Annotated in this window: 18 protein-coding genes; 13 read left to right on the top strand and 5 right to left on the bottom strand. The window is 60.7% G+C overall.

Annotated elements, in window-relative coordinates:
• Positions 1–602: 602 nt before the first annotated feature.
• Positions 603–926, top strand: coding sequence for a DUF736 domain-containing protein (locus CK489_RS13885; RefSeq protein WP_095732668.1), 324 nt, complete (start codon positions 603–605; stop codon positions 924–926).
• Positions 927–1,063: 137 nt separating this feature from the next.
• Here CK489_RS13885 and CK489_RS13890 read toward each other — a convergent pair whose 3' ends face one another.
• A complete protein-coding gene (locus tag CK489_RS13890; protein ID WP_095732669.1) occupies positions 1,064–2,389 on the bottom strand; it encodes a DUF3422 family protein in 1,326 nt (441 codons plus the stop codon).
• Between the two features lie 1,347 nt (positions 2,390–3,736).
• Between CK489_RS13890 and CK489_RS42620 the strand changes: the two genes are divergently transcribed.
• Together CK489_RS42620 and CK489_RS13900 are read left to right on the top strand one after the other, a co-directional pair.
• Positions 3,737–4,168, top strand: coding sequence for a hypothetical protein (locus CK489_RS42620; RefSeq protein ID WP_158226443.1), 432 nt, complete (start codon positions 3,737–3,739; stop codon positions 4,166–4,168).
• 773 nt (positions 4,169–4,941) lie between these two features.
• Positions 4,942–6,855, top strand: coding sequence for a putative bifunctional diguanylate cyclase/phosphodiesterase (locus tag CK489_RS13900; RefSeq protein WP_245350369.1), 1,914 nt, complete (start codon positions 4,942–4,944; stop codon positions 6,853–6,855).
• 321 nt (positions 6,856–7,176) lie between these two features.
• Here the strand turns inward: CK489_RS13900 and CK489_RS13910 are convergent, their stop codons facing one another.
• Positions 7,177–8,424 (bottom strand): type II toxin-antitoxin system HipA family toxin, encoded by a 1,248-nt coding sequence (locus CK489_RS13910; protein ID WP_095732672.1) that lies wholly within the window; start codon positions 8,422–8,424, stop codon positions 7,177–7,179.
• Positions 8,417–8,752 (bottom strand): helix-turn-helix domain-containing protein, encoded by a 336-nt coding sequence (locus tag CK489_RS13915; protein ID WP_050401231.1) that lies wholly within the window; start codon positions 8,750–8,752, stop codon positions 8,417–8,419. Before CK489_RS13915 ends, CK489_RS13910 begins: the two co-directional genes overlap by 8 nt.
• Positions 8,753–9,654: 902 nt before the next feature.
• On the opposite strand from CK489_RS13915, the gene CK489_RS13920 reads away from it, so the two are divergent.
• Positions 9,655–9,933: a helix-turn-helix transcriptional regulator gene (locus tag CK489_RS13920; protein ID WP_083992262.1), complete on the top strand. Its 279-nt coding sequence runs from the start codon at positions 9,655–9,657 to the stop codon at positions 9,931–9,933.
• 75 nt (positions 9,934–10,008) lie between these two features.
• Here the strand turns inward: CK489_RS13920 and CK489_RS42915 are convergent, their stop codons facing one another.
• Positions 10,009–10,365 carry a transposase gene (locus tag CK489_RS42915; RefSeq protein WP_094194326.1) on the bottom strand — a complete coding sequence of 119 codons (357 nt, stop codon included), beginning with the start codon at positions 10,363–10,365 and terminating at the stop codon, positions 10,009–10,011.
• A gap of 158 nt (positions 10,366–10,523) precedes the next feature.
• Here CK489_RS42915 and CK489_RS13930 point away from each other — a divergent pair, with 158 nt between their 5' ends.
• The 3 genes from CK489_RS13930 to CK489_RS13940 all read left to right on the top strand — a co-directional run bounded on the left by CK489_RS13930 (position 10,524) and on the right by CK489_RS13940 (position 12,384).
• A complete protein-coding gene (locus tag CK489_RS13930; protein ID WP_050401232.1) occupies positions 10,524–10,988 on the top strand; it encodes a DUF2840 domain-containing protein in 465 nt (154 codons plus the stop codon).
• Positions 10,985–11,497: a S26 family signal peptidase gene (locus CK489_RS13935; RefSeq protein ID WP_083992260.1), complete on the top strand. Its 513-nt coding sequence runs from the start codon at positions 10,985–10,987 to the stop codon at positions 11,495–11,497. Before CK489_RS13930 ends, CK489_RS13935 begins: the two co-directional genes overlap by 4 nt.
• Before the next feature lie 191 nt (positions 11,498–11,688).
• A complete protein-coding gene (locus CK489_RS13940; protein WP_244486410.1) occupies positions 11,689–12,384 on the top strand; it encodes a lytic transglycosylase domain-containing protein in 696 nt (231 codons plus the stop codon).
• 145 nt (positions 12,385–12,529) lie between these two features.
• On the opposite strand, the gene CK489_RS40805 is transcribed toward CK489_RS13940, so the two are convergent.
• Positions 12,530–12,805 (bottom strand): hypothetical protein, encoded by a 276-nt coding sequence (locus CK489_RS40805; protein WP_143278154.1) that lies wholly within the window; start codon positions 12,803–12,805, stop codon positions 12,530–12,532.
• Positions 12,806–12,965: 160 nt separating this feature from the next.
• Between CK489_RS40805 and CK489_RS13945 the strand changes: the two genes are divergently transcribed.
• The 6 genes from CK489_RS13945 (at position 12,966) to trbB (ending at position 21,069) form a co-directional block, all read left to right on the top strand.
• On the top strand, positions 12,966–13,730 hold the full coding sequence (locus CK489_RS13945; protein WP_050401234.1) for an IS110 family transposase: 765 nt from the start codon (positions 12,966–12,968) through the stop codon (positions 13,728–13,730).
• Between the two features lie 526 nt (positions 13,731–14,256).
• A complete protein-coding gene (locus CK489_RS13950; protein ID WP_095732674.1) occupies positions 14,257–16,020 on the top strand; it encodes a relaxase/mobilization nuclease domain-containing protein in 1,764 nt (587 codons plus the stop codon).
• A gap of 37 nt (positions 16,021–16,057) precedes the next feature.
• The gene (locus CK489_RS13955; protein WP_050401236.1) at positions 16,058–18,046 is read left to right on the top strand and encodes a conjugal transfer protein TraG; all 1,989 of its coding nucleotides are present in this window, start codon (positions 16,058–16,060) and stop codon (positions 18,044–18,046) included.
• 6 nt (positions 18,047–18,052) lie between these two features.
• Complete coding sequence (locus CK489_RS13960) at positions 18,053–18,478, top strand: ribbon-helix-helix domain-containing protein (protein ID WP_095732675.1); 426 nt, start codon at positions 18,053–18,055, stop codon at positions 18,476–18,478.
• A gap of 132 nt (positions 18,479–18,610) precedes the next feature.
• Positions 18,611–19,939: an MFS transporter gene (locus tag CK489_RS13965; protein WP_050401238.1), complete on the top strand. Its 1,329-nt coding sequence runs from the start codon at positions 18,611–18,613 to the stop codon at positions 19,937–19,939.
• A gap of 215 nt (positions 19,940–20,154) precedes the next feature.
• Positions 20,155–21,069: a P-type conjugative transfer ATPase TrbB gene (gene trbB / locus CK489_RS13970; RefSeq protein ID WP_050401239.1), complete on the top strand. Its 915-nt coding sequence runs from the start codon at positions 20,155–20,157 to the stop codon at positions 21,067–21,069.
• Positions 21,070–21,114: the final 45 nt, after the last annotated feature.

The following is a 21,114-nucleotide window of genomic DNA, read 5'->3' on the forward strand; positions in this document are numbered from 1 at the left end:
AACTGGTGGGGCAACAGTCTCAACCTTTCTCGTGGCCGCAACGCGCGAATGATGATCCATCGTCACCTTCCTCATCGAACAGGTTGCGCAGGATCGGTAATTGAACGGTGGCAAGTGGCTGGAGTGAGAGCTATCGCGAGCCCCTTCGCAGCGCTTCGACCAGGCTGCGCGGATCTCGGCCGGACCCATCCCTTCGCTTGGCACGGTGAGTCGTTCTCGATTGTTCTCTCATCACGACATCGCCCTTTGCGGCAGGTTGTTTCTCTTTGTTCGCCGATTCGTTCCAACCTCTTGTGCAGCCCAACCGAGATTTGCCAAGTCTTCTCCCGAGCTTGCGATCCAGCCCGCGGACGCACGTGGCCTCTTAGATGGCTTGATCTGGCCGAAGACCGGCTCCGCCTCGATCGTCTGAGCCGCAACGCCGTTGATGCGACTTTCTTCCCCTGGGCTTCGCCCATTCCTCGCGAGCCAAGAAAGTCGCCACAACGGCGTCCTCCGCTGCGCTCCGGCCCGCAAGGGGTGCGTCGCCGATCGTCCTCGGCCTTTAGATCGCCATCGAGGCCGCGGTGGTCGCGGGCTCGAAACACAACAGGAGAAGTGACATGGCTAACATCGGTACTTTCAAGAAGGTGGGCAACGATTTCCAGGGCGAGATTGTCACCCTGAGCCTGCAAGCCAAGGGCGTCCGTATCGTCGCCGAGACCAGCCGCTCCAACGACAACGCTCCGAGCCACCGCATCTACGTGGGCCGGGCCGAGATCGGGGCCGGCTGGTCCAAGCGCTCCAACGAGGGTCGCGACTATCTGAGCCTCAAGCTCGACGATCCGAGCTTCACCGCTCCGATCTTCGCCAATCTCTTCGCCGACGAGGAAGGCGAGGGCTTCAGCCTGATCTGGTCCCGCCCCAGCCGTCGCAACGGCGACTGACTCGATCCACGATGCCTCGCCCGGCTGGTCCGGGCGGGGCATTACCCTGCGCGGGAGATGGCCGCGATCTTGCGGCAGCGTCGCACCACGACCATGCGAGCTTCCCCGGACGGACGCACCGATTCCCTCGAGGAGATCTAGTCGTAAGTAACCGAGGGCGCGTCGTCGTGCTTGAAGTGTCGCTTTCGGACATTGTAACTCACCAGCCAGATGACGCCGACCGCGATCGGCACGAAGGTTGCGGTCAGGAACGAGGGCTCTACTCGCAGTCCGACATCATGCGCGCCCTTGGCAAGATAGCTAAACAGGCTGACCACATAATATCCTATCGCCGCGACCGACAATCCCTCGACCGTGCACTGCAGCCGAAGTTGCTGTCTCGCGCGCTCGTTGATGGCCTGCAACAGGTCACGATTCTGTCGTTCGATTTCGACGTCGACCCGAGTTCGCAACAGATCGGCGGTACGCGCGAGCTTGACCGAGAGAGTCGCCTGACGATCCTCCACGGTCGCGCAGGTTCGCATCGCCGGCGCCATGCGGCGCGCCAGAAACGACGACCAGGTTGGATAGCCCGAGACATCGTTGCCCTCAATGATGGACAGTCGCGATTGGACCAGCTCGTTATAGGCCCTGCTGGCGCCGAAGCGAAACAGGCTGCCGGTCGCGCCTCTTTCGAAAGATGCGGCCAGCGCCGTCAGCTCGGCAAGCAGATGGTTGTTGAACTGCAGCCCTTCACCGCTTTGCATTTTCTCGAGTGCCTCAACAAGACGCCGGTCGATGCGATCGACGGATGGTGCAAGCTCAAGGGCCGTCGACAAGCCAAGAAGCGCCAACGGACGGTAGGTCTCGATTTCCAGGAGCCGTTGCACCAACGCTCCGAGATCGTGCGACGTCAACCCGAGGTCGCAGACGAGGATTTTCGTAAAGCCTTTTTCGTCTGCGCGGAAGTCTGAGGCCGCTACGCCTGCACCGCTCTTTGTGGCAACCATGGCCAGGCTGTTCTTGTCAAAAATCTGTTCGGCCCGCCTGGTCGGCGAGGCGTCCTGCTCCACTTCTAGCCTGATCGCGACCAGCAACTGTCCAGTCTGACGCAACGCGCGGATCAGCGATCGGACGGTACCATCAACTTTGTCAAATTGGTCTGCGGCAGAACGATTTGCGTTAGTCCAGATCCAGGTGAATGTTGTGAATTCCGAATGCTGCTCCCAGCGTAGCGTAGCTGGACCAATGACAATCTGATGAAGTTTCGCCGATTGCTCAGGCGGCGTAAGATTGCGCTCGAGGCAAAAATCGATAAAGCGGCAGCGATCGCTCGTGGCCGCTTCGCCCTGTGCAAGAAAAGCGAAGTGGATCACGCTGAAGGGCGAAACCAGGCGCGTGAAAGGGCGCGCATGCACTTCGCCGAGCACAGCGTCGCGTTGCGGATGTCGCGTGAAGGTTCGCAGATCCAGTTCATCAATCATGTATTGACGCCTTGCTTCAGGGCGAGCAGGCAACCGTCAGCCTTGACGCGGAAGGCAATGGCGGTGCTGGGGGTTCCGCGGCCAGGTTGCTGATCGAGCCATGTCGACGATCATTACCGAGGCCGCATTGATCGCGGGAAAGGGGTCTCGCGGGAGGAGGGTTAGGCCAGGCAGATTGACATGGAGCAGCCTCATCCAGCTTTCGAATGAAGCCATTAAACGGCATCTGCCGGGTACGGCCCGGTGTCGATGACGAAATGCCGGCGTCGCGGCTCACTAAGCGTAGCGGTGCGCCGGCAAGCCCTTTCGCGACCTTGACGGTGGCCCACCGCACCGTCCGACGAATGCTTGGATCTACACGGACATGGTTGTCTGTCTCCGAATCCCACCGAGATCGCCCACCACCGAAGGCGTGCCGCGTGAAAGTGAACATGTGCCGGCCCTCTTCTGAGCGCAATTGTCCGGTCGCATGACCGATGCCGCGCGAGGTCGTGGCAAGCAGGAACGTCTTGCGTTCTCCCAGCGTGGTGCAGACAAACGACCTCGGGCGCGGCAACCGCATTGTCGATTGACGGATCAAGGCCCAAACGCGAATCCCATCTTGTTGCCATCGTTAAGCTTCCTGGCGCAGATAGCCGGTGCAGGATTTGGGCCAGCACTATTCAAGGGGCGCTCCCGCGTCGTTTTTACGCAATGTGGCTTTCGAAGACAGTCGGAGGCGGGTTTCAGACATGAAGCGCGCTTGTCCGACAGAATGCGCACGTGGCACAGGCCGCAGGCAATTGCGTGTTTTCGGCCAGGTGATCGCCCGGCCGCTGCCATTGTTTGAGTGGCCACGCTCTGGCCGGATTTGTCGATGCGGAGCTCTGCGAGTGACCGCGCCCGGACCCGCGGGACAAGGCTTCGGCGATGGGCTGATAACGTCACGTCGAGTGAGGTTGACTGGATCACGCAGCTGGAGCTCTCGCCGTCCTCGTCTTTGTTGCGTCACTCAGAGCAGCGCAAGCATCTTCGTTGGGCCGGCTTCTCAGCGGGACTCGGCGTCGCCGCGTTGTCCTTGATGTCAGCTCTGTCTGGATCGAGCGCACGAAACGACCTCTTCGATCGATGGATCTGCCCGAAGGACGGCTGTGCCTCGACCGACCGATGCGAAGTTATCGGCCTACAACCGGTGCTGGAGGTTGGCCGGCTAAGCGTCCGACCGAGAACGTTTCGTAATCAAGAACGACTGGCTGGCCCGGCGGCGGCAACTCAGACTGCGAGCTGAAACGTTCGTAACTTGCCGGACTATGCGTTCGGCAAAGAAGTCGATTCCGAAGGAGGAGTCCCTACGAAGTCTGATACACGTTGGCTTCTCTACAGCCGCGCCCACAATTTGGGTCGGCGCTCGTCAAAGTTCGCAAAGAAGCCAATTACCTTCAGCAATGGGTCTATGGCCGCCACCTCTGGAAGCAGAATGGCTGCTGCCGGGAGCATTGGACAAACCGCCTATTGTTCAGCGAGGAGCTCGTCGAGCGCTTCAGTGAGTTTGTCTACATCAACGTTATTGTCGCACGAATCGGTCGAGATGCTTGTTACACTCTCGGCATCGCTGTCCTTGGTGCCCCGAGCTTTAGAGAGATACAGTGCAGGTTTATCCGCGCGCTGCCATTCACCGTCACCATTCTTAGTCCACTTTTCGGGATGCTGGGCAGGGTCAAGAACCATGTTCGCTTGATCCAGCTCAACAAAACCCATCGCCGCGAGACGGGATTGCGCTCGATACACGCCGAAACATGATCATTGTCGAGGGATTGAGGTATTTCGTCTGGTCGATTCCGAATTGGCTGCCCTGTTGCGAGCGGTTCTGGACGAAGTGTGCGAAGATGTGTCGCGTCACGAGAATGGTGCTCGAACTCATGTCGCCTGCAGACTCCTGGAAGCCGCCAGCCGCGGAGGATTGGCATGCCAGTCGTGAGGCCCGCCAAACACCGGCGCGGCAATCAGCGCAGATTGCGGTTCGCCTGCTGGTTGCGCTCCAGGGTAAGAGAGCTGCAGTGCGATTTTGACACGCTGAAAATCGTTGGCACCTTTGCCGAAAGATCGCCCCTTTTAGTGGCTGGCGTGCCGTGCAGCAGGACAGCGATCCGCGAGGCACGCAAAGAGAAAGTCGTCGGAGCACGCGCCCCAACCGCGGAATGCGCGCGGCCGCCATCCCTTCGTCAGGCCCGATCGATCTCGCACCCAGCCGTTCTATTCGGCGGTACTGATGCTTTCCGCATGCGAGTAAGCTCTGATTTGCGATCCGATAAAACGATGGTTCTGTACGAAACGAACGGAGTTCGTCTTCAATTTTAACCGGTCCAAGCTTCAGCAATGAATCCGGTGCGTCGGGAGGTGTCGCGAGGCGTTGGTACAATCAAGAGTTTATCTTTTGTCAAAGATTTGCCGCGACCTTCCAGAGCTGGCGCCAACGTTACAACCAGTCCTGCAGGGTCCCGGAATGAGGGTCAAAAAGGGCGCCAAGGCGAGCATATCTGAACTCCTGGCTTTCGAAGCTCCTAGCCGGAGATTTGGCGGCATTTGGCGGGCCGGTCACTGATGAAGCGGTTGCAGGATACGTTCGTGCCGAGCAGATCTCCCTCGTGCTTGGCTATTCGCTGGGCATCATGCTGGCCAACGCCTGCAATGCGACCGTGCTCGCAATTGCCCTTTGGCATTCGCCCGACAGAAACTTTGCCCTGATCTGGGCGGCGACTGTCGTCTGCGGCGCGCTATCGATAGGCCTTAAAGCGCGTTCATCACGACTGATGACGAAGCCTCAGTTCGTGTCGCGCCAGGCCATGCACCGGCTGGTACGGAATGCGCTGGTTCTCGGGACCGCCTGGGCAATTGTGCCGGTGGCTTTCTTCGCGAACGCATCCAATGGCGGGCAGCTCGTCATTACATGTCTCTGCTCTGGAATGCTTGCAGGTGGCGCATTCGCCTTCGCCACGATTCCGGCGGCGGCAGTTGCGTTCACGGCTCCGATCTTTGTGGGTACGGCAATTTGCCTCGGCAAGAACGACGATTTCGCCTATCTGCTCGTCGCTATCCTGGTCGTGGCCTATGGCTTCGTGCTCCTGCGCGGCGTTTTCGCCCATTCCTTCGAATTTACCAGACGCGCTATTGCTCAACTGGAGGCCGAAAGGAGGGGCCGACGGGATACCCTGACCCAACTTCCGAACCGTTTTGCCTTCAATGAGAGCTTAGAAGGTGCCCTCAATAGGCTCGCCCGCACGGGCGAGGAATTTGCGGTTCTTCTTCTCGGCCTCGATCGCTTCAAGGACGTGAACGACAAATTCGGCCACCTCGCTGGCGATGAATTTCTCGTGCAGGCGGCGGTGAGACTACAGCGATGCGTACGGCAGACCGATACCGTTGCGCGCATCGGCGGTGATGAATTTGCGCTTGTTATGACCAATCTGACCAAGGTGGAGGACGCCTTGGAAATCGCCGAGCGGTTTGTCGGCGCCTTCGCCGAACCATTCGCGATCGAAAGATGCGAGATCGCGGGCGCGACCAGCATCGGAATCGCAGTGGCCCCGCGCGACGGCGACGTACCTCATGTGCTCCTGAGGAATGCCGACATTGCGCTCTATCGTGCCAAGCAGGCGGGGCCGGGAACGATCTGCTTCTTTGAGATCAACGACGACAAATCAGCGCACGAGCGCAGGGCGCTGCAGCGGGATCTGGAGTTCGCGATCGACAGAGACGAACTGTTCCTCCTCTACCAACCGTTCTTTGATATTCACGCGAACCGAATCACCGGCTTTGAGGCGTTGCTTCGCTGGCGGCATCCTGTCCGTGGAATAATTTCCCCGACCGAGTTCATCCCAATCGCCGAAGAAACCGGACTGATCCACGGAATCGGTGAGTGGGTGCTCCGACGCGCCTGCGCGACGCTATCGAACTGGCCGTCGGACCTCAGGGTCGCCGTGAATTTTTCGGCGGCTCAATTTCATAACACCGGCATCCTGCAGACAATCGTGCAGGCCCTCTCCCAAGCCAGAGTTGCTCCTCATCGTCTCGAAATCGAAATAACCGAGTCGATGCTGATCTCGAAGTACGCGCCGGCGTCATCGATCCTGACGTCACTCCTGCAATTGGGAGTGACGGTGGCACTTGACGATTTCGGAACGGGATATTCGTCGCTGACTTATTTGCTGAAACTGCCTTACACTCGCATCAAGATCGATCAGTCTTTCATACGGGACATGCTGAGGCGACCGGATAATGCGGCGATCGTAAAATCGATCATCGCACTGACGCGGGACCTGCGGATCGGCGTGGTCGCCGAAGGCGTCGAAACAACCGAGCAACTCGACTATTTGCGTCAAACCAATTGTGATGAAGTGCAGGGATATCTCATCGGTCGACCGGTCGCGGAGGATCACATTTTCGCTCTGCTCCATCAAGACAAGCAATGGTCGACGCCCGCCGCTTGAATGACGCGGTCGCTGCGTTATGCCGATAGTGGTGAACATCCGCATCCCGAGGTGGAGTATACGAGCAGCGGCGACTGCATTTGTCGAGAGGCGCTCACCTGGCGCCAGCACGTGGACACGAGACAGGCTGCGAAGGGCGCCGAGGCGAGGGATGGCGTGGCCGGCTTCCGGGTCCCTGACATGGCTCGCCTCTAACGAGGCGGTCGCCGCATCGCCCTTGCAGGTCGCGACGAGCGCTTGGTGTCGGCTGGCTCGAGCTTTGTCTGCCGCCGGTGATGGGGCTCGCTGTCGCTGGCTCGAAGCTGTGAAGGAACGTTCTCGTCATTGCGCCAGCGCCCGTTTTAGATCCTCGTGCTCGAAGGCGCTAGCCATGCGGTTGATTTCGGCCGTGCGGGCGCCGACCGTTTTGGCGGTTTCGCGCCAGGTTGCCGTCACGACGGCGACGTCTTTGATAATCGCGCGGGCCTGCGGCAGCGTGAGCGCGAAAAACTCCGATGCGGCCTCCAGCAGATCGAGCGAGCAGGTGCCCTCGTCGAGATCGATGTTCGTCGATAACACCCGGGCCTTGAGATCAGTTGGAACGGGATTGAGGTCGTATGCCGGCGAGAGAGACCATCCTGCCTTTCCCAGCCACAGGAAACCGTGGTTGCGGAGGTGATCGTCGACATTGGAGATCAGCACGTTGAAGACGACACGCCGATAAAGGGCATGGGCATCCGTTTTCCCTTGTGCGCCGTGTTGAGCAAGGGCATCGACGATCTCCGGATAGCTGCCGCGCTCACCGTCCTTGGCGCCCATCATCGCCATCGCCGACAGGAACGGGATGCGGATCGCACCGTCGCGATCGAAGCGCCGCGACAGCATGACCGGCTTGCCGGCGACGTCGATCAGTTCGTGTTGCGGAGTGGCGATACCTGCCTGGCCAGCCAGCCGCAGTGCGATCTCTTCCCAGGTCTCCATGCTATAGTCGTCAGTCTCCTTCGGGAATTTTGCGATGGAGAGGCGACCATGTTGGTCAATGACTGAGGCCTTCGGGCGCCCGCCGCCGAGGGAAGAGCCGGGGGCAAAGATGAGTTGGAGATCCTCATCTGTTTCTTCATCCCGGAGAATCCGCTCGGTGATTTGGAGCAACCGGCCGAGTTCGATCAGGGCAGGAACGCCGGCCCGGGCCGGTGCCTGGAAAACGTCGTCGTCGATCCAGCGGAAACGGAGCGCGCCTAGCCGGCTCTCGTCGGCGACGCCCAGCAGATAGTCGCTTTCCGCAAGGGTGCGAACGGCACGGCCCTCGTGTTCGGCGAGGCGGCGCTCGGCGCGCTGCATGAGGCGGCGGCCCCAGGTGTCCGGCGCCGAGTCGCCAATGGAGCCAAAGATGGCTAATCGGGCGGGAGGAGCGAATGCGCCGCGTGTCAGTGCAAGTGCGGGCTCGAGCGAGAAGCGATCCGGATTCTCAAGCCATGCAGCGTCGTACTCGAAGAGGATGGTCTCCGCGCCTCTGACGCGATTGCTCCTCGCCAACCCTATCGGGCGCGTGCGACCGTCCAGATCGATGTGCACCTCGAAGTCAGCCATCGTGGGATGGTCCGGTTCGCCGCTTGAGGTGGACGTGCTTGGGAAGCTGCGCGCTGGCAAGGGCCTGGCCGACGCTGTCGTTGCTGATGTCGGCGACCTGACCCAGCCCCTCGAGCAGGCCGAGCGCCTGCAGCACGCCGGCGTAGATGCCGATGCTGACGCTGGCGTCACCGGCTTCGACCCTTTGCAGGGTCGATCGGGACGTGAAGGCGCGCTCGGCCACGACCGCCATCGGCAGCCGTCGGCGTCGACGGGCATCATGGATGTCCGCCCCAAGCTTGCGTAGCGCGCGTCGTACCGCAGCGGGAGGATTGTGTGGCGTAGGCATATTTGACGTCTTTGCGCTTCATATTTGGTCAATATGTAGCAGGAAGATTACAATTACAATTTGCCTAGCTGGCAAACCGGGAAGCAGAATAACATAAGGTACTATTTTACCCCGCTCGCGGCTGCCGGCCATGAGTTTCCGACTTCGGCGGCCCCTCGCTCCGGCTTTCACACGGCGGACTGGCTGCAATTTCTGTCAGTCCGACTGAGCCATCTGCTTCCGTCAGGATTCGATCGATTGGCAAGCCATGCCAGGGCACAGCCTCGATCCGAGCGGATCATTTCAATTTTGAGCAAGAGATACCAGCCGAGCGTGGCCGCACGTCGAGCCTCGCTCTTGCTTGAGCATGACCGTGCCACGGACCCGCGGAAGATATTGCTCGATCATCTCAGGCACCGCCGGAGCGCTCCTCAAGCTCTGGACCGTGAGTATTTCGCTCCAAGTTCATCGCATCAAAGGTGCTACGGAACGTGAGCTTTCGGATATCCATCGATTTTGGAAGCGCACGTCGAGGTCCACTTCGCCGAATAACGGTCAGACGGTAGACGCTCCCATAGCGGCAGCTCGCCCTCCGCAACGGGTCGCGGATGTCCGAGCGCCCGCCGCGCATTGCTGAGGGATGGCGTCCATCGAATCATCGCCGGAGCGCTGCTCGGCAAAAAACGCATTCCGACCGCGCTCAGAAGACATGGTTCCTCGCAATCGAACGATCCGAGGGGGCGGAGCCTCGCTCTGACAGATCGGCGGCCATTGAAAGGCTTCTGCGGCGAGTGCCTTCGATGGGGGTATCGAAAATCACCGCATCATCTTCGGCATCCCCCTAAGCACCTCTACTCCGCGATCGTGGCAGTCGACGCGCGGCGAACCTCGTACGCGCTCCAAAGGAGCACGGAGCTTTTCAAATGTCCGATCCGAACACGGATAAGCCGCCGCGTTACTTACGCACGTCCGAAGCCGCGCGCTTCTTGAGCTTGTCCGGCCGCACCTTGGAGAAACACCGAACCTACGGAACCGGTCCCGAGTATCACAAGATTGGCGGACGCGTGGTCTATTCAGTAGCTGACCTGACAGCATGGGCCAAACTCGGCAAGAAGAAGTCAACCTCGGATCCTGGTGTCGGCACCGTACTGCCCGCAAAACGGCGTGCGCCAATTCCCTATGCGGGCAAAGAGCGGCGCTAGGCCATGTCCGTTGGCAAATCCTCAGCGCACCGCCGCCGGTGTCGCGGCGCACTTCAGATCCTTGTTCCCGGCGAGCTACGGGCTCCCGAGACCCGGCTTGAAATTGTCGGGAATGCTCGTCAGGATCGTGATGGCCGCCTTGTGCTGCATAGCCCGCGTCAGTTCGTCGCCGCATTTGGTGATGCTCCCGATGCGACCGGTTTGTCCGGATTGATGGCGCCGTGGCGCCAATCCGAAATCGGCCCGGACGTTGGTCGATTTCCTAGATCGTCTCGGATCCAGCGACACGTCGTACCCTGCGTGCAAGTCCATCCTTCGACTTCGTCGCCGACGGCTGGAATGCGCGGCGCACTCCAGCCGCGAATCGTTGCGCGGCATCGTCGCCGTAGCGTGGCATGCAAGGGGGCACAACTCAGTACTGCTGCTAGCCATATATACTTGGGCTTCTTTCTGGCGAACCAAGCCTCAACTTTCATGGGAACTGACTGGCAACGTCAGGCCGCCAGGCCTGCTCACCTTCAGAAGAGGCACACGCGTTTCGCTAAGCCCAAGGCATACCGTTCCCGATTCGAGCGTCAGGGAGCGGCGGCATGAACGATCTCACGGAAGTGGAAGTTTTGTGGCTCGAGAAGCGTATCGAAAACCGCATTCGGTTCGGTCATGTTGTCAAGGAACGAAAGGTTGATCGTCACCGCCGTGTCTTGTCATTTGCACCGGGCAGCATCTTTGCCTTCGTCCGTTGGACATCCAACGACTTTGGCACGATCATCTCGCGGATTGACATCTTGCGCGCGGTCGCACCGGGACAGCGCTGCTCGACCGTACCGTATGTGAGGCCCGGCGGAGAGATCGTGCTGCGGCTCTCTGGCTGGCCGAAGGTCGAGCGCGTGTTGCAGACGATCGATGCCGTCGAGGCGCTTGGAATCGATCCGGCTGACGTCGCTCCCGATCATTGGCATCACGTTCATAACCGTCTGTCCGTCAACGAAAACCCGCGTCCATACACGAGAACGCGCCACCAGGCCTGGCTCCATCGTCGCAGAGTGATGCGATGACGAGCCGCCTGATGACGCTGACCACGACGCTTGCGGCCGCTGCCGCACTCATCGCGACGATCGTCCTGGAGCCACTTCCACTCTACATTTGGAATGCATCGGCAAGCGTGCCAATCGGTCTCTACAGCCTACGACCGACGAAGCGCTTCCATGTCACCGAGCTGGTCGCCGTTCAACCGCCGGAGCCGCTCGCGACCTTCCTCGATTTGAATGGCTATCTACCGGTCGGGGTCCCCATGCTAAAGCGGGTCTTGGCACTCCCCGGGCAGACGGTCTGCAGAAGCGGGCTCACGATTTCGGTGGATGATGTTGCGGTGGGCGAGGCGAAGGACCGCGACGGACGCGGCCGGCCGCTGCCCAAATGGCAGGGCTGCCGCGCCGTCGGCGAAGGCGAGCTCTTTCTCATGAATTGGCAGTCGGACGACTCCATGGACGGCCGATATTTTGGCTTTCTTCCGGCGTCGGCGGTGATTGGCTGTGCGCTCCCGGTCTGGACCTGGGAGGAGTGACCGTGCGTGTTCTACGTGTTTATCCCGCCATTCCTCGGTTGGATCGGTTGCGGGACCATTCCTCCGTCCCAGCCGACGTTCGCAAGCCTGGCGGGCGCAGCGGTGGTCCAAATGATCAGCGCGAAGCTGCTTTACGCCGCACGGGCGCGAGCACGATAGCAGACTTGGCTCGGTCAGGTGTGCCTGTTTGGGTGGTCGCGTCGCTGCTGCTTGCTCTGACCGCATCGGACACTACCGCTCTGGCCAAAAACGGGTCCGCCGCGCTCCCAGCGATCTGTCGAACCAACCACACGCTTCCGGCCTTCATCGAAGAAGCCTCACGACGCTTTGCGATCCCGGCGCGGTGGATATGCTCGGTATTGAGCATCGAAACAGCTGGAGACATGCATGCTAGGTCGCCCAAGGGCGCAATGGGACTGATGCAGATCATGCCGGCGACTTGGGCGGAACTACGCCAACGCTATGACCTAGGAAGCGATCCGTACGATCCGCGTGACAACATTCTGGCCGGCACGGCGTATCTCCGTGAACTGCTCGACCGCTACGGTTCGCGCGGCGCTTTTGCTGCGTACAACGCGGGACCAACTCGCTACGAAGAACATCTCGCGGGAGCACCTTTGCCAGACGAGACGCGAGCATACGTGGCAAAGCTAGCAAATTTGCTTGGCATTCAACTGCCGCCGACGTGTACCGCGAGCTGGAGGTCATCAGCAGCCGCGACGCTGTTCGTTGAACGAGCTGAGCGGATGGAAATCCGCGGTAGGCCGACATCGTTCGCGCTCTCGCGCTGCGCAACGATTGCAATCTCGTCGCCCGATGTTTCGCAGATGGCCCCCAGGCGTACTGGCGTTTTTGTAGCTCGATCGGACTCGAGGGCATTACGATGACCAGTAATGGCTTGCTTCAGCAATCAATCGGCGGAGGAGCGAGAGCAGTGGGCAGGCAGGACATGTGCGTCCGGGGGCTACACAGGACGTCACGTCTTGACGAGACTAGCGGCCTCGGCCGGCAATGCGTCGACTCGGCGAGCTCCTACTCTGTGCGGGGCCCTGCCATGGCAGATGCCGCTTTCGCGATCACTGCTTCGGCGCACTCGATCGCGGCGCGGAAGTCCTCGCTCTTCCAGGTATTAACCGAATGGCCGTCATCGTACGACTCGTCTGCGGCGTCTCGCGCGCGTGAGACCAACTCGCGAAGCACCGCAATGGCTTCGGCGACCAGCTTGGCATTCAACTCATCGCGGGAAGACCGCGTCGTCACCTCTTTAGATTCACCGCATCGCAATTGTGAACCTTCAGGCAACGTCATCGCAATAAATGACTATTGCGATTGCCTACGGAACTTGATGGCAGAGCGGCCCTTCAAATCGGGCTTCGAGAAACCGGTGCACAGGAATAGCCGCCGTGTGGGCGAATCCGACAGCCCGGTGCAACGACTTAGCTGGTCGTTGCCACATAGGAGAGCTCCGATGCGGCTTTTCGTTGGGTCGGGCATCGGTCTTGTGGAGACCAGTCTTTGCATCGTCGATGGCGAGGGTCTCGCCGTTCGCGAGGTCAAGGTTAGGCTGCTCAAGCGCAAACTGATCGACTTCGAAAACAACATTCGTGCGCTGCGGGCCTATGGTTTGCTCGTTGGAGCGGTCGCCCGTGGCGCCTTGGAGGCCCGCGTCCGCGAGCTGATCGAGCGCAGCGATCCGATCTTCGTAATGACCATTAGAGCCATGTCGGATGTGCTCCGCGCCATCCTTGAGCGTTATGATCGGCTGCATCGTGTGCTGCTGCAGGTGGTCCAGCATGATGCAGGTTGCCGGCGCCTGATGACGGTTCTGGGCGTCGGCCCCGTTGCGACCCTGTCGTTTAATGTCGGCTTCGATGATTCCCGGCGCTTTGCCCGATCGCGATCGGTAGGCGCACATTTTGGCTTGGCGCCGAGACAGCACCAGTCCGGCATGTCGATCGATCATGAAGTGCGCATCAGCAAACAGGGCGACGTCGCAGTGCGCGAGTCGCTTTGCGAGGCGGCCGCAAGCCTGCTGCTGCGGGTCAGGAAACGGTCGGCACTGCCGGCGTGGGGCCTGTGGATCGCCAAACGGTCGAGCATGCTGTGCGCTATCACCGCGGTCGCGCGCAAGCTTGCGAGCATTCTGCCTCGGATGTGGGTCAGTGAGACCGACTTCCACGTCCGGTTCGGCGCCAAGATCACGCAACGGCTGCGGTTGAAGCCTGCACGGTAGCCGCGGTGCAGACTACGACGGATTAGCGCTGGGTTTGCGCCCGGCATGTGGAGGAGGAACGAAACTAGAGATCCGCGCGGTGAGCGTCCCCTGGCGGGGCCGCGAAACGGGGAATGTCCGCTATCTCTTGCCTGCTCGCGCCCTTCGGGACGGGAGCCGGACTGCTTATGAACCTGATGAAGAGCATGCGACGGCCGAAGTGCTGAACGCGAAGGAACGCATGGACCCCGCCTGGTGACTGCAACCACAAGCGCGGCGTGGTGACGTTTGTGCGTTGTCGATGGAGAGAGTCTGTCATGGCTGAAGTGCGAAGAGTCGAAGAAAAGCGTAGGAATGAGTTGACTTTGAACGCCCGATTAGGAAGGCGAGATAAAAGGGGCTCGCCGGTCGAACCACAAGCCATTGACATGGCTTGGGTTCCGGCGTGCCGGTCGGTCGGGGCGCGTGCCGCGCCTAAGACTTTCCCCAGAACATTCAAACATGTTTTCGGCACTGTAGGTGTCGCTGCGTTCTTCGAGGCCCGGTCATGACCGCAGGCGACAGCGACCTGCGAATTCGGCCTGGGCGCATTCGCAGTACACGCGCGCCAAAGCCCAAGAGCTTCATCAACCAGGTGCTGCGGGCGGCGAAGAAAGCGGGACACACCTCGGGTCAGACGGTAGCCGGCAGGCGTTCGGCGGCCCATGGACGCTCGACGTTTGGCCGTGGTCGCCTCGCCCTTAGCCGCGCCAGATTGTTCAGCTCGACGCGGCGCGTTGTGGTGAAAGCGCGCGTGGTCCGGCACAAAGGGCGAGCCTTCCGTTCAGCACCACTGACCGCCCACCTCTCGTATCTGAAGCGCGACGGCGTGACCCGGAGTGGTGAGCGGGCCGAGATGTTTGATGCTGGCAGCGACCGTGCTGATGGCCTGGCTTTCGCAGAACGGTGCACGGACGACCGGCATCATTTCCGCTTCATCGTCTCGCCAGAGGATGCCGGTGACATGACCGACCTGAAGGCCTTTGTTCGCGATCTCGTCAGGCAGATGGAGACCGATGTCGGCACGCGGCTCGATTGGGTTGCTATCGATCATTGGAACACCGACAACCCTCACGTCCACCTTCTCGTTCGGGGAGTAGATGTGGAGGGGGCGGATCTCGTGATCTCCCGCGACTACATCAGCCAAGGCCTGCGCTCCCGCGCCGAGGAACTGGTCGCCTGCGAATTGGGTCCAAAACCGGAGCACGAGATCCGCAATTCGCTAGAGAGGGAAGTCACAGCGGAACGATGGACGCGGCTCGATCGGGAGATCCGGCTGGCGGCCGATGAGACCGGCACTATCGATCTTCGCCCGGAGAATTCCGGCAAGTCCGATCCCGAGATCCGGCGCCTGATGGTCGGCCGCCTTCAACACCTGGAGAAGATGGGTCTTGCTGCACCCGCCTCGCCGGGGGAGTGGATGGTCGGGCTCCAGGCCGAGCGCAATCTTCGCGACCTCGGCATGCGTGGTGATATCATCAAGACCATGCACCGCGTCTTTACCAACCGCGGGGAAGCGCGCGGCGTTGCCGACTACGTCATCGAAGGCGAACAGCCGACGTCCCAGCTTGTCGGACGCCTGGTCGACCGTGGACTGCATGACGAACTGACCGGCGAGGCCTATGCCCTGATCGATGGAATAGACGGACGCGCGCATCACGTGCGCTTCCGAGGGCTCGAAGCTTTCGACCACGCCCCCCCGATCGGCGGAATCGTCGAAGTCCGACGCTTCGGTCAAGCCGACGACCCGCGTCCCACCCTGGTGCTCGCGACCCGTTCAGATCTCGATCTTGGTGAGCAGGTCACCGCGAAGGGGGCAACCTGGCTCGACTACCGGCTGGTCGAGCGCGACCCCATGCCGCTCGCCATGGGAGGATTTGGGCGGGAGACCCGCGACGCCATGGAAGCCCGTACCGAGCATCTGATCCAGGAGGGCCTAGCGCGGCGGCAGGGTCAACGCATTATCTTGCAGCGCGACCTCCTGAACACGTTGCGCCGGCGCGAACTGGACGAGGCTGGCGCAAAAGTCTCGGCCGACATCCGCCTACCACAAGTAAAGGCTGACTCCGGGGAGCATGTGGCGGGCACGTATCGCCAGCGGCTGACGCTAGCCTCGGGACGCTTCGCCATGATCGATAATGGGTTGGGCTTTCAGCTGGTGCCCTGGTCGCGTGAACTCGAAAAGAAGCTTGGCCAACACGTCACCGGCGTCGTGAAGGACGGTGGGGGCATCGAATGGGGCTTTGGTCGGAAGCGTGACCTCGGTCTCTAGCAATCTCTCCAATCAAGTTGCGGAAGGGACGTTCGGAATGTCCGGAACCAAAATCCTCTGGGGACAGGTGATCGTTGTCGGCCTGATCGTTCTGCTGGCTATCTGGGGAGCAACAGAGTGGACGGCTTGGCGGCTCGCCTATCAACCGGAGCTTGGCCGGCCCTGGTTCGAACTGTTGGGCCTCAAGATCTATTACCCACCGATCTTCTTTTGGTGGTGGTTCGTCTACGATGCTTATGCGCCTCAGGTCTTTGTCGAGGGAGCCTTCATCGCCGCGTCCGGGACCTTCGTTTCGATCGCGGCGGCGATCGGCATGTCCGTGTGGCGTGCGCGTGAAGCCAAGAACGTCGAGACCTATGGCTCGGCGCGCTGGGCTGATGCGGAAGAGGTTCGAGCGGCGGGACTTCTTGGTCCGGACGGTGTGGTACTCGGCGAACTCGACCGCGACTACCTCCGTCATGACGGACCGGAGCACGTGCTATGTTTCGCGCCCACCCGGTCCGGCAAAGGCGTCGGTCTCGTCGTTCCCTCTCTTCTTGCATGGCCGGGTTCGGCCATCGTGCACGACATCAAGGGCGAGAACTGGCAACTGACCGCCGGATTCCGCTCGCGGCATGGCCGCGTCCTGTTGTTCGACCCCACCAACCCAAAGTCATCAGCTTACAATCCGCTCCTCGAAGTCCGACGCGGGGAATGGGAGGTTCGAGACGTCCAGAACGTGGCCGACGTCCTGGTCGACCCCGAAGGCTCGCTCGACAAGCGGAACCACTGGGAGAAGACCAGTCATTCGCTCCTAGTCGGCGCCATACTCCATGTTCTCTATGCTGAGGCAGACAAGACCTTGGCCGGCGTCGCAGCTTTCCTATCTGATCCGAAGCGGCCGATCGAGGCCACGCTAAAGGCGATGATGACCAGCCGGCACCTTGGCGAGCATGGTGCCCATCCCGTGGTCGCTTCAACCGCGCGCGAACTCCTCAACAAATCCGAGAACGAACGTTCAGGCGTCCTGTCCACCGCGATGTCGTTCCTCGGCCTTTACCGCGATCCCGTCGTGGCCCAGGTGACCTGTCGCTGCGACTGGCGGATTGCCGATCTGATCGCAAATAGCCGACCGGCGACGCTTTACCTTGTGGTGCCACCTTCCGATATCTCGCGAACCAAACCATTGATTCGTCTGGTGCTGAATCAGATCGGCCGGCGCCTAACTGAGGACTTACACGCCCGCGATCGCCGGCATCGCGTTCTGATGATGCTCGACGAGTTCCCGGCACTCGGACGGCTTGATTTCTTCGAGTCCGCGCTGGCCTTCATGGCGGGATACGGCATCAAGAGTTTCTTGATCGCGCAATCGCTCAATCAGATCGAGAAGGCCTACGGCCCCAACAACGCCATTCTCGACAATTGTCACGTCCGCGTCAGCTTCGCGACCAACGACGAGCGGACGGCCAAAAGGGTGTCCGACGCGCTGGGTACGGCGACCGAGATGCGAGCGATGAAGAACTACGCCGGGCACAGGTTGAACCCATGGCTGGGGCACCTCATGGTGTCGCGCCAGGAGACGGCGAGGCCGCTATTGACCCCCGGCGAAGTCATGCAGCTTCCACCGATGGACGAGATCGTCATGGTGGCGGGCACGCCGCCAATCCGGGCGAAGAAGGTCCGCTACTACGAGGATCAGCGATTTACCGAGCGTGTCTTGCCACCGCCCGATCCGGCGGCATCAGGTCAGTCATCGCGAATGGACGGATGGTCAACACTTGGAACTCTGAAGCCGACGCGAGGTCCAACTGACAAAGCCGCGGAGGCCGAGGAAGATGCGGCGAACAGCGGGCTCCGTCGTGAGCCCGAACTCCCCGATCATGTCGCGATCGCTAAGGAGACGACCGAACCGACGCCGGCAGAGGAATTTGCGGCCGTTCTTGACGACGACGAGGATGCCATCCGTCAGTCCCGGTTCATACGCCAGCAGATGCGCGGTGTCGCCCGTCAAGTCGCCATGGACCCGAATGACGGTATGGAGCTCTGAGGTAATATGCGCGACCGGATGAACGTCTACTTCCCACCGGAGATTCTGAAACAGATCTCGGAGCTCGCCGATCGCAAGAAGCTTTCCCGGTCTGCGATCGTAGAGGCGGCGGTTGCCTCGTTTCTATCGCCGGACGGCGCGGACAGGCGGGAGGCAGCGCTTACCCGGCGCCTAGATCGGCTTTCCCGTCAGATGCAGAGACTGGAACGCGACGTCGGTTTGACCGCCGAGAGCTTGGCCCTGTTCATCCGTTTCTGGCTGACGATCACGCCACCGCTACCCAACGACGCGCAGGTGGCCGCACAGGCAAAGGGCCGGGAGCGCTTTGAAGGATTTGTCGAGGCGCTCGGTCGGCGTTTGCAAAAGGGGCAAAGCTTTTTGCGCGAAATTCCAGAAGATATACGCCGTCAGGAACCGGCTGAAGAAATCTGATTGAACCATGTAGAAAGAGCATTTCGCCGGTCTTTCTTTTTCTACCCCAGCCTACGACCGCAGCGATTTAGCCGAACTGACAAAAGCTGGACGCGCTATCGGCTCGAGCGAGCTGAGAGCAAAGGGGCCAGCATGCAAATTTTAACAGCATGGCGTCGAATCGCGCGCGTCTTTCTGCCTTTTGCAGCGGGGTCCTATTTCTCTTATCTGTTTCGAACGATCAACGCTCTGATCGCCAGCCATCTCAGCTCGGATATCGGCGTTGGTGCTGCTGATCTCGGGTTGCTTACGTCAGTCTATTTTTTTGTTTTCGCAGCGGTTCAGATCCCCATCGGTATTCTATTGGACCGCTTTGGTCCGCGTCGCGTACAGAGCGTTTTGCTGTTGCTCGCAGCACTCGGCGCCGGACTATTCGCGGTATCGAACGGCTTCCTACTCCTCTTGGTCGCGCGCGCAATGATCGGGCTTGGTGTCGCGGCGTCGCTCACGGCAGGACTGAAGTCCATCATCCTTTGGTTCCCCAGGGAGCGAGTTGCGTTGCTCAATGGCTACATGATCATGTTGGGATCGCTTGGAGCGGTGACCGCCACGGCTCCCGTCGAATACCTGCTCGCCTGGATGGGCTGGCGGCAGCTCTTTGACATCATGGCCCTCGCGACCGGTGCGACAGCTATTCTCATCTACGTCGTAGTGCCTGAACGAGGAGTGGCCCCATCAACAGCGGCCGCTTCCCTGAGCTCCGTCTTCAGCGATCGGCGCTTTTGGCGAATGGCACCGTTGTCGGCGACTTGCGTTGGATCGTCCTGGTCCCTGCAGGGATTGTGGGCATCGCCGTGGCTGACAGACGTCGAGGGGTTTGACCGTTCAAGTCTTGTCAGGCAACTGTTCATAATGTCGATCATGCTTGGCGGCGGTGCCTGGTTGTTCGGCATGACGGTCCATCACATCAAACGAAGGGGAATCGGGGCGGAGACGGTATTAGCGATCGTTGCAGTCTTGCTTATCGCAGCCGAGCTGGCCTTGATCCTGCGAGCGCCTCTGCCGTCCATTTTCCCTTGGTCCGTTGTCGCAATTGCCGGAACGGCGACCGTGGTCAGTTTTGCGGTAATTGCGGATTACTTTCCGCCTGAGCTTGCTGGTCGTGCCAATGGCACTTTGAACGTCTTGCACTTTGGCTGGGCCTTTCTGGCACAATCTGCAACAGGCCTGATCCTAGAGCAATGGGTGAGGAACGATGGCCATAGGCCCGTCCAAGCCTATCAAGTCGCTTTTGGTCTCAACGTAGTACTGCAGATCGCGACGCTGGTCTGGTTCGCGCTGCCCTGGCGCCGATCCATCGCTTCGTGGATAAGTTCAATCCTCTTCTTCAGGCCGGCTGACACTCGCTGCGCTGTCGAGTCAGTTGGGTTGTATGAGGACTCGGTCATCCTCTTGCCCGCGAATGACGATGTGGAGTGGTAAGCAAGCCACTCCCAGCGAACCGTCACCTCGAGTATCAATTCTCAGACTTTCTTTTTCTACGCTAGTCCACGATCGTTGAAGCGGCTTGTTGCGCCACGTCCATCGATGCCTTTTCTAATCATCCCATCTTAGGCGCCCCGTAGGCGCCTCGTTTAGTGGGGGCGGCGGTGGCAATTCATTCCATTCAATCGGAAGCGAATTCGCGCGGCGCGCGAATGCTGCGCAGCGCGCTTGGCTCTGCGATTGCCGGCTACCTCGAAGACGAGGCGATCATCGAGGTGATGCTCAATCCGGATGGACGGTTGTGGGTCGACCGGTTGTCGAATGGCCTGATCGACACAGGCGAAACTTTGTCGGCCGCAGACGGCGAGCGCATTGTTCGCCTGGTAGCGCACCACGTAGGTGCGGAGGTGCATGCCGGCTCGCCGCGGGTCTCGGCCGAATTGCCTGGGACAGGCGAGCGCTTCGAAGGGCTATTGCCTCCGGTCGTTGCGGCACCGGCCTTTGCTATCCGCAAGCCGGCCGTGGCGGTGTTCACGCTCGACGACTACGTCGCCAGGGGGATCATGACCTCGGAGCAGGCACGGAATCTGAGGGACGCGGTCGCGGCACGGAAGAACATCCTCGTCGCCGGCGGGACATCGACCGGCAAGACAACCTTGACGAACGCGCTGCTGGCCGAGGTCGCGAAGAGCTCCGATCGGGTCGTTCTGATCGAAGATACGCGCGAACTCCAATGTAAGGCGCCTAATCTCGTAGCCTTGCGGACCAAAGATGGGGTGGCCACGCTTTCCGACCTGGTTCGCTCGTCGCTGCGATTGCGCCCGGATCGCATTCCGGTTGGCGAGGTTCGCGGTGCCGAAGCGCTCGACCTGCTCAAGGCCTGGGGCACCGGTCACCCCGGTGGCATCGGGACTATCCATGCGGGCAGCGCGCTCGGCGCGCTGCGGCGACTCGAGCAACTCATCCAGGAAGCCGTCGTCACGGTTCCGCGCGCCCTGATCGCGGAGACCATCAACCTCGTTGCCGTGCTTGCGGGGCGCGGCGGTGACCGTCGCCTCGCTGAACTCGCCATCGTCACTGGGCTCGGCGCCGCCGGTGACTACAACCTTTCATCAGCAGGAGACTGACATGCGCCCGCAATTTCGTTTTCTTCGAGATGTCGCTTCACTGAC

Origin of the sequence: Bradyrhizobium sp. UFLA03-84 (assembly GCF_002289535.1) — a bacterium.
GTDB lineage: Bacteria > Pseudomonadota > Alphaproteobacteria > Rhizobiales > Xanthobacteraceae > Bradyrhizobium > Bradyrhizobium viridifuturi.

What these genes read in the sequence shown, in the direction of transcription:
- CK489_RS13920 (WP_083992262.1), top strand. Translation starts at nt 9,655, where the DNA reads ATGTCCGATCCGAACACGGATAAGCCGCCGCGTTACTTACGCACGTCC.
- CK489_RS13930 (WP_050401232.1), top strand. Translation starts at nt 10,524, where the DNA reads ATGAACGATCTCACGGAAGTGGAAGTTTTGTGGCTCGAGAAGCGTATC.
- CK489_RS13915 (WP_050401231.1), bottom strand. Translation starts at nt 8,752, where the DNA reads ATGCCTACGCCACACAATCCTCCCGCTGCGGTACGACGCGCGCTACGC.
- CK489_RS42915 (WP_094194326.1), bottom strand. Translation starts at nt 10,365, where the DNA reads ATGGCTAGCAGCAGTACTGAGTTGTGCCCCCTTGCATGCCACGCTACG.
- trbB (WP_050401239.1), top strand. Translation starts at nt 20,155, where the DNA reads ATGCTGCGCAGCGCGCTTGGCTCTGCGATTGCCGGCTACCTCGAAGAC.
- CK489_RS13945 (WP_050401234.1), top strand. Translation starts at nt 12,966, where the DNA reads ATGCGGCTTTTCGTTGGGTCGGGCATCGGTCTTGTGGAGACCAGTCTT.
- CK489_RS13965 (WP_050401238.1), top strand. Translation starts at nt 18,611, where the DNA reads ATGCAAATTTTAACAGCATGGCGTCGAATCGCGCGCGTCTTTCTGCCT.
- CK489_RS13935 (WP_083992260.1), top strand. Translation starts at nt 10,985, where the DNA reads ATGACGAGCCGCCTGATGACGCTGACCACGACGCTTGCGGCCGCTGCC.
- CK489_RS13955 (WP_050401236.1), top strand. Translation starts at nt 16,058, where the DNA reads ATGTCCGGAACCAAAATCCTCTGGGGACAGGTGATCGTTGTCGGCCTG.
- CK489_RS13950 (WP_095732674.1), top strand. Translation starts at nt 14,257, where the DNA reads ATGACCGCAGGCGACAGCGACCTGCGAATTCGGCCTGGGCGCATTCGC.
- CK489_RS40805 (WP_143278154.1), bottom strand. Translation starts at nt 12,805, where the DNA reads ATGACGTTGCCTGAAGGTTCACAATTGCGATGCGGTGAATCTAAAGAG.
- CK489_RS13960 (WP_095732675.1), top strand. Translation starts at nt 18,053, where the DNA reads ATGCGCGACCGGATGAACGTCTACTTCCCACCGGAGATTCTGAAACAG.
- CK489_RS13910 (WP_095732672.1), bottom strand. Translation starts at nt 8,424, where the DNA reads ATGGCTGACTTCGAGGTGCACATCGATCTGGACGGTCGCACGCGCCCG.
- CK489_RS13885 (WP_095732668.1), top strand. Translation starts at nt 603, where the DNA reads ATGGCTAACATCGGTACTTTCAAGAAGGTGGGCAACGATTTCCAGGGC.
- CK489_RS13890 (WP_095732669.1), bottom strand. Translation starts at nt 2,389, where the DNA reads ATGATTGATGAACTGGATCTGCGAACCTTCACGCGACATCCGCAACGC.